We start from the raw sequence: 6,456 nt of genomic DNA, 5'->3' as shown, positions 1-6,456 counted from the left end.
GGGGCAGGCCGGTGGGGAAGAGGAGCGGGGGTTGGCGTGTTGGAGCCGCGCGCGATGACCCGGCGGGTCGCGCAAGGGTGCCGGGAGCCTGGGGAAATGTGTGGCCCCGGCTCCCTTGTTGCCCATCAGAAGTGACCGGACCCCGGACGCAAGGATGCCTTGACACGCCCGGAGGGGGTCAATAACGTCCCCCGCGGTTCATGGCGCAGGTCTTCCTCCGGCGCCAACGCTTCCCAACCAACCGGCTCGCGCTCGCGCAGTCCCGTTCAGGGATTCCGGCGAAGCCGTCCTCCTGGAAGGTGCTTCCGAGGACCCCGCGGACATTTCCCCCGCCTGACCCCCGTCCGACGCCTCGGTCGCTCCGTTCCTCCCCAAGCGTTACAACATGCGCAAAGCCCGTACTTCGAGAGAGAAGGTTGCCGCCCCCGAAATCGTCGAGGTCGACGAGAAGCCTCGCCGCAAGCGCGCGGCGAAGACGGCCGACCGCGATGAAACGGAGAAGCCCGCCCGCGCCCGTCGCGCGCGCCGCGAGGAGGACGTCAGCGAGGCCCCCGAGGCGCCCGCCGAGCCGCCCCGTCCGGTGCTCACGCCCATCTCCCGCCCCGTGCGCGACGATGACCTCCAGGAGGCGCGCATCTCCGGCGAGGAGGAGCAGCCGGCCGCCACCCTGACGCCCGCGCCCGAGGCCCCCGAGGCCCCCGCCATCACGGAAGTCACCCGCGACGGCGCCCCGATGCAGGTCATCAAGCTGAACGACCTGAAGCGGATGAAGATCACCGACCTGGCCCGCATGGCCCACGACGTGGGCATCGAGGGTTACCAGGGTCTCAAGAAGCAAGACCTCATCTTCGCGCTGCTGGGTGGCATCGCCGACAAGCGCTTCGAGGTCCACGCCGAGGGCGTGATGGAGCTCTTGAGCGACGGCTTCGGCTTCCTGCGCAGCGCGGACAGCGACTACCAGCCCAGCCCGGACGACATCTACGTGTCCCCGTCGCAGGTGCGCCGCTTCAACCTGCGCCCCGGCGACACGGTGACGGGCCCCATCCGCCAGCCCCGCGAGGGCGAGCGCTTCTTCGCGCTGCAGAAGGTGGACAAGGTCAACTTCGCGGACCCCATGTCGGACGCGGCGCGTGAGCGCATCCTGTTCGACAACCTCACGCCGCTCTATCCGACGCGCAAGCTCAAGCTGGAGCACGAGTCGTCGGAGATGACCACGCGCATCATCGACATGTTCTGCCCCATCGGCCTGGGCCAGCGCTGCCTCATCGTGGCGCCGCCGAAGGCCGGCAAGACGGTGCTCCTGCAGAACATCGCGCACGCCATCAGCCGCAACCACCCGGACGTCTACCTCATCGTGCTGCTCGTGGACGAGCGCCCCGAGGAAGTCACGGACATGGAGCGCAACGTGCGCGGCGAGGTGGTGTCCTCCACCTTCGACGAGCCCGCCACCCGCCACGTGCAGGTGGCCGAGATGGTCATCGACAAGGCCAAGCGCCTCGTCGAGCAGAAGTACGACGTCTGCATCCTCCTGGACTCCATCACCCGTCTGGCGCGCGCCTACAACACGGTGGTGCCCGCCTCCGGCAAGATTCTGTCCGGTGGCGTGGACGCCAACGCGCTCCACAAGCCCAAGCGCTTCTTCGGCGCCGCGCGCAACATCGAGGAGGGTGGCTCGCTGACCATCATCGGCACCGCGCTCATCGATACCGGCAGCCGCATGGACGAGGTCATCTTCGAGGAGTTCAAGGGCACCGGTAACTCCGAAATCGTCCTCGACCGGAAGCTGATGGAGAAGCGCATCTTCCCGACGTTGGACATCAACAAGTCCGGCACGCGCAAGGAGGAGCTGCTCTTGACGCCGGCCGACCTCGTGCGCATCACCGCCCTTCGTCAGGTGCTGCACCCGTTCACGCCGATTGACGCGATGGAATTTGTGCTCAAGCACATGCGTCCGACGCCTTCGAACGCCGACTTCCTCGGCTCGATGAACCGGTAGGCACCGGGAAAGGAGCGCCCATGCGCCGACCCAGCTTCGTCCGTCTGCTGTCCCTTGTCGTCGGGATGACATTCGGAGGATTGGCGGGATGCGACGTGGGCGCCCTGGAGCCACCGGTGGACGAACAGCCACCGGTGCTCTCCCAGCGGACCTGTTACGTGGATGACGACTGCGTGGCCGACGCCTGCTGTGGCCTCGGCACCGCCGTCACCCACGAGGCGGATGGCCCGCGCTGCGGAGGCGTCAGCTGCACCGGGAGCTGCCCCGCGGGCTCCATCGAGTGCGGCCGCTGCATCCCCATCTGCCGCGACTCGCGCTGCGCCGCTGCCTGTCAGTGACGGCGGCTTCAGTCCTCAGCGCGCCGTCTCGGGCGCCGCGGCCTCCACGGGCCGTGGCTGCGCCTTGAGGCGCGCGTAGTCGAAGCACGCCACGAGGATGGCGGCGACGGGGACGGCGAAGAGCGCGCCCACCAGTCCGTAGAGCCGCTCCCCGGCGATGAGGGAGAAGGCGACGATGACGGGGTGCAGGTGCGCCGCCTGTCCCATGATTTTGGGATTGAGGAAGTACGCCTCCACCGCGTGGATGCCGATAATCCACGCGAGGATGGCCAGCGCCTTCTGGAAGCCGTCCGCCAGCGCGATGAGGACGATGGGCACCGAGCTGAGGATGGTGCCGAAGATGGGGATGAGGCTGAAGAGCGTGGCGATGGTGGCCAGCAGGAAGGCGAACTTCACGCCGAACAGCATCAGCCCGAGGAAGGTGAGCCCCCCGTTGACGATGCAGATGGTGACCTGGCCGCGCACGACGCCGGACAGCGAGCGGTCGATGCGCTCGACGAGCTGGCGCGCGTCGTGGGCGTACTCGGGGGGAACCAGCGTGCCGAAGTAGCGGCGGATGGCCTGCGCGTCGATGGAGAAGAACGCGCCCACCATCAGCACGAAGAAGAGCATGAAGACGCCGGCGGCCACCCCGGCGACGATGCGGCGCGACACGTTGACGATGTCGCCCAGGTTCTCCTGCACCAGCGACGAGGCGCGCTTCGCCGCGTCACCCAGCAGCTGCTCCAGGTCCACGGCGAGGCTGAACTGCCCGTTCTGGGCCGCGGCGTCGGCGCCTTCCAGCGCGCGGTTGGACAGGGCCACGGGGATGCCGCGCGTGCTGAGCCACGTCTCCGCGCGCTGCGCCAGTTCCTGCACGTGCTCCGGGGTGAGCGTGTTGGCGAAGGCCACCGCGTCCCGGCTGACGCGCGCCATCTCCCGGTAGAGCTGCGGCACCAGCGCGACGAAGAAGAGGTACACGCCCACGAAGAAGCCGGCGTAGATGAGGAGGATGGCCACCCAGCGCGGCACGGGCCGGCCGGCCACCTTCACGCGGGTGATGCGCGCCACCAGCGGCTGCACGAGGTAGGCGATGAGCGCGGCCCCCGCGAAGGGCATCACCACCGAGCGGAGGGCGATCAGCGCCACCACGATGGACAGCCACAGTCCCCCCAGCAGGAGCAGGCGCCTGCGTCGTTCGGCCGGGGTGGAGGTCGCGGAGGAGGAGTCCAGGGGCTGCAGCATGGTGGCGTGTGGCTTATGGCAGTGCCCACGCCGTGACAAGTGCGGGCGGGCGGGCCCGCGCGGCCCGCCATCATCCGGTGGTGGCTGGACGATAATCGTCCGCTGGGACAGCGCCGGGCCGCCAGGCGGGCAGGCTCAGGCGCCGGGCACCACGAAGAGGCGCAGCTTCGACTCCAGCCGGTCCAGGCACTCGCGCATGTGCTTGCGCTTGACGCGCCCCTCGGTGGCCTCGCCCAGGCCCGTCATCTGCTCGGTGAGCCAGCGGCTGAGGAACAGCAGCGGCATCCGGTCCTCCGGGGCCAGGCCGCGCTCCAGGTAGCGCTTGTTGCGCATGTAGTCGTCGTACGCGTCCGTGTCGTGCTCCAGCTCCCAGCGCGTCAGCCGCAGCGCCTCGGTGTAGACGGCGGGGGAGGGGCGGGGGCGCGGCTCCGTGAAGAGGGGCGCGAAGGCGCCACCGGTGTCCAGGTCCAGCTCCTGCACCGGCGGCGGCCACTGCTGGAGGTCCTTGGCCAAGAGCTTCGCCACCTCCTCCAGGAGGTGGTCCAGCAGGGTGACGGGCTTGAGGTCGAAGAGGTGGTCCCAGCGCGACGGCATGGCCTTCTCTCTATCTCAAGGCGAGGCGCCGGGCAGCGACAGCGCGCGCAGCACCGGCGGGGGCGCGGGCTCGCCGTAGCCCAGGGCCAGCTCGCGGCGGACGACCTCGTAGACCGCCCGGCGGGTGAGCAGCTCGCCGTGCCCCACGCCGGACACCTCGACGTTGAAGACGTTGGGCTGGCCCTCCACCTCCACCCGGGCGGAGGGGAAGGGCGTCACCCCGTCGTCCCGCGAGTAGATGGACACCAGGCGCACGTCGCGCGGGAAGGCCCCGGTGCGCAGTGACTTGATGAAGGGGGACATGGGCGTCAATTGCCACATGCTGCGGCTGAACCAGCCCAGCGTCGCGCACCCCAGGTACGCCATCCGCGAGCCCCGGTGCGGCGTGCCCAGCGTCACCAGGCTGCGCACCCGCTGGTCCCCGCCCAGGCGCTTCACGTAGTAGCTGCCGATGAGGCCGCCCTTCGAGTGGCCGATGATGGTGAGCGGCCCCATGCCGGGGTAGCGCGCGTAGAGTCGCTCCACCTTCTCGCGCACCTTCTGGGCCAGCACGTCGATGCCGTAGGTGTTGAAGCGGTCCAGCGTCCCGCCCAGGTGGATGGACCAGACGCAGTACCCGTCACGCCGCAGCCGGTGCTCCAGCACCTCGAAGACGCGCCGGGTGCTGAAGAAGCCGTACAGCAGCAGCACCGGCTTGGGGCAGTTCGTGAAGTCCGTCCGCCGGACGATGCTGTTGGCGTTCGGGTCCAGGTGCACGTAGCCGGCGAGGTCGCGGAGCTGCCGCTTCCACCGGCGGTAACGCAGGACGAGAGGATTCATGTCGCACCCCGGCGCTCGTGGCGCCCCATGCGACCAGGATAGGGAGCGCGCCGCTCGCCCGCTGGCCTGCCCTCGACGGTGGCCGGGCCCAACGCGGATTGCTCAACGTCCCGCGTCGGCTCGGGTGCCGCCAGCGTCGGGAATCCCACCATCTCCCGTCCCCGCGTCCGGGGTGCCTGCATCCGAGCCACCATCCGCCGTGCCCGCGTCCGCGCCGCCATCCGCCGCGCCGCCCCGGCAGCACGCCGGCACCTGGGCGAAGTACAGCCCCGCCTGGGAGCACGGGACGCGGATGTCGCGGCGGTAGGCGCTGCAGCCGGTGACGAAGCGCTCGCCCTCGCACACGGGCGGGGGCGCGGCCGCGGGGTCGCAGGCGCTCAGCGACTTCGCGCACACCGCGCGGGAGCGGTAGAAGCGCGCGTCCTCGCGGTCTCCCGGGATGACGGTGCAGGAGGTGCCCTCGTTGCACTCCTGCACGGTGGGGCCGGTGGAGCAGGGGCCCACGGTGCAGCCCGTCTCGCAGTTGATGGCCTCCGAGTCATCGCAGCGCGGGGCCTGGGCGCACAGGTCTCCATCCGAGCAGGCGGAGGCGAGGAGGACGAAGCTGGCGAGGAAGAGAATCGACGGTGCGGGACGCGGCAAGTGGGGCCTCGGGCGGGTCAGGTGAAGCGCTCGAGGAAGTTCACCAGGATTCGCGGGCCGGCGGGAGTGGGCAACAAGCCCGCGAGCAGCCGGGGCACGCGCTCACCCGGAGCGACACCGCGCGCGACGGCGTCCTGCTCCAGCCCCTCCTGGCGCGCGAGGATGAGGGCGCGCATGGCGTCCGGAGTCACCTCGGGGTGGAACTGCACGCCGCGCACGTTCGGCCGGAAGGCCAGCGCCTGGGCGGACGTGTTGGCGTTTCCGGCCAGCACGCGCGCGCCCTCGGGGACCTGGGAGACGATGTCCTCGTGGGTGGCCTGTACGGCGAAGCGCTCGGACAGCCCGTCGAAGAGCGGGTCCTCGCGGCCCTCGTTGGTGAGCGCCACCTCCACGGTGCCTATCTCCCGGCCCTGGGGGTTGCGTGTCACACGGCCCCCGTACGCATGGGCCAATAGCTGCTGGCCGAAGCACACGCCGAGCACGGGTGTGCCCCGCTCGCCCGCCTCCACCATGAAGTCCGCGGCGCGCTCCATCCACGGCGCCGGCTGCGTCACCGAGGCGGGCGAGCCCGTCATCATCACCGCGTCGTACCCGTCCGCGCTGGCCGGCAGCGGGGCGTCGCGGTGCACGTGGAGGATGTCGAATCGGTAGTTGGACAGTCCAATGGTTTGCAGAAACCACGACTCGTAGTCGCCCACGGAGAGGCGCACCGGGAGGGCCGCGTCGCCGGCTTTCAGCAAGAGGACGTTCTTCACCGCCGCAGGTTGCCGCATCCGTGCCTCGTTCCTAACGTCTCGTGCCACGCGTGTCCGCTCCTGACCACTCACCGAGTGGGCTCAAGCT

Annotated in this window: 7 protein-coding genes; 2 read left to right on the top strand and 5 right to left on the bottom strand. The window is 70.1% G+C overall.

Features of this window, described 5'->3' with window-relative positions:
* The first annotated feature begins 385 nt into the window (after positions 1 to 385).
* Both rho and HG543_RS11890 read left to right on the top strand, forming a co-directional pair.
* Positions 386 to 1,996, top strand: coding sequence for a transcription termination factor Rho (rho, locus tag HG543_RS11895; protein ID WP_211193873.1), 1,611 nt, complete (start codon positions 386 to 388; stop codon positions 1,994 to 1,996).
* Positions 1,997 to 2,016: 20 nt separating this feature from the next.
* Positions 2,017 to 2,334, top strand: a complete 318-nt coding sequence (locus HG543_RS11890; RefSeq protein ID WP_169344838.1) for a hypothetical protein — start codon at positions 2,017 to 2,019, stop codon at positions 2,332 to 2,334.
* A gap of 15 nt (positions 2,335 to 2,349) precedes the next feature.
* Here the strand turns inward: HG543_RS11890 and HG543_RS11885 are convergent, their stop codons facing one another.
* The 5 genes from HG543_RS11885 to HG543_RS11865 all read right to left on the bottom strand — a co-directional run bounded on the left by HG543_RS11885 (position 2,350) and on the right by HG543_RS11865 (position 6,386).
* On the bottom strand, positions 2,350 to 3,558 hold the full coding sequence (locus HG543_RS11885; RefSeq protein WP_169344837.1) for an AI-2E family transporter: 1,209 nt from the start codon (positions 3,556 to 3,558) through the stop codon (positions 2,350 to 2,352).
* Between the two features lie 135 nt (positions 3,559 to 3,693).
* On the bottom strand, positions 3,694 to 4,152 hold the full coding sequence (locus HG543_RS11880; protein ID WP_169344836.1) for a hypothetical protein: 459 nt from the start codon (positions 4,150 to 4,152) through the stop codon (positions 3,694 to 3,696).
* Between the two features lie 15 nt (positions 4,153 to 4,167).
* Positions 4,168 to 4,971: a lipase family alpha/beta hydrolase gene (locus HG543_RS11875; RefSeq protein ID WP_169344835.1), complete on the bottom strand. Its 804-nt coding sequence runs from the start codon at positions 4,969 to 4,971 to the stop codon at positions 4,168 to 4,170.
* A gap of 102 nt (positions 4,972 to 5,073) precedes the next feature.
* Positions 5,074 to 5,613 (bottom strand): hypothetical protein, encoded by a 540-nt coding sequence (locus tag HG543_RS11870; RefSeq protein ID WP_211193872.1) that lies wholly within the window; start codon positions 5,611 to 5,613, stop codon positions 5,074 to 5,076.
* 17 nt (positions 5,614 to 5,630) lie between these two features.
* Positions 5,631 to 6,386: a glutamine amidotransferase gene (locus HG543_RS11865; RefSeq protein WP_169344834.1), complete on the bottom strand. Its 756-nt coding sequence runs from the start codon at positions 6,384 to 6,386 to the stop codon at positions 5,631 to 5,633.
* Positions 6,387 to 6,456: the final 70 nt, after the last annotated feature.

Origin of the sequence: Pyxidicoccus fallax (assembly GCF_012933655.1) — a bacterium.
Classification (GTDB): Bacteria; Myxococcota; Myxococcia; order Myxococcales; family Myxococcaceae; genus Myxococcus; species Myxococcus fallax.
Note: the sequence above shows the minus strand (reverse complement) of the source record. Positions and strands in the feature narration are given on the sequence as shown.

Coding starts and splice junctions, on each gene's coding strand:
- rho (WP_211193873.1), top strand. CDS start 386: ATGCGCAAAGCCCGTACTTCGAGAGAGAAGGTTGCCGCCCCCGAAATC.
- HG543_RS11890 (WP_169344838.1), top strand. CDS start 2,017: ATGCGCCGACCCAGCTTCGTCCGTCTGCTGTCCCTTGTCGTCGGGATG.
- HG543_RS11885 (WP_169344837.1), bottom strand. CDS start 3,558: ATGCTGCAGCCCCTGGACTCCTCCTCCGCGACCTCCACCCCGGCCGAA.
- HG543_RS11880 (WP_169344836.1), bottom strand. CDS start 4,152: ATGCCGTCGCGCTGGGACCACCTCTTCGACCTCAAGCCCGTCACCCTG.
- HG543_RS11875 (WP_169344835.1), bottom strand. CDS start 4,971: ATGAATCCTCTCGTCCTGCGTTACCGCCGGTGGAAGCGGCAGCTCCGC.
- HG543_RS11865 (WP_169344834.1), bottom strand. CDS start 6,386: ATGCGGCAACCTGCGGCGGTGAAGAACGTCCTCTTGCTGAAAGCCGGC.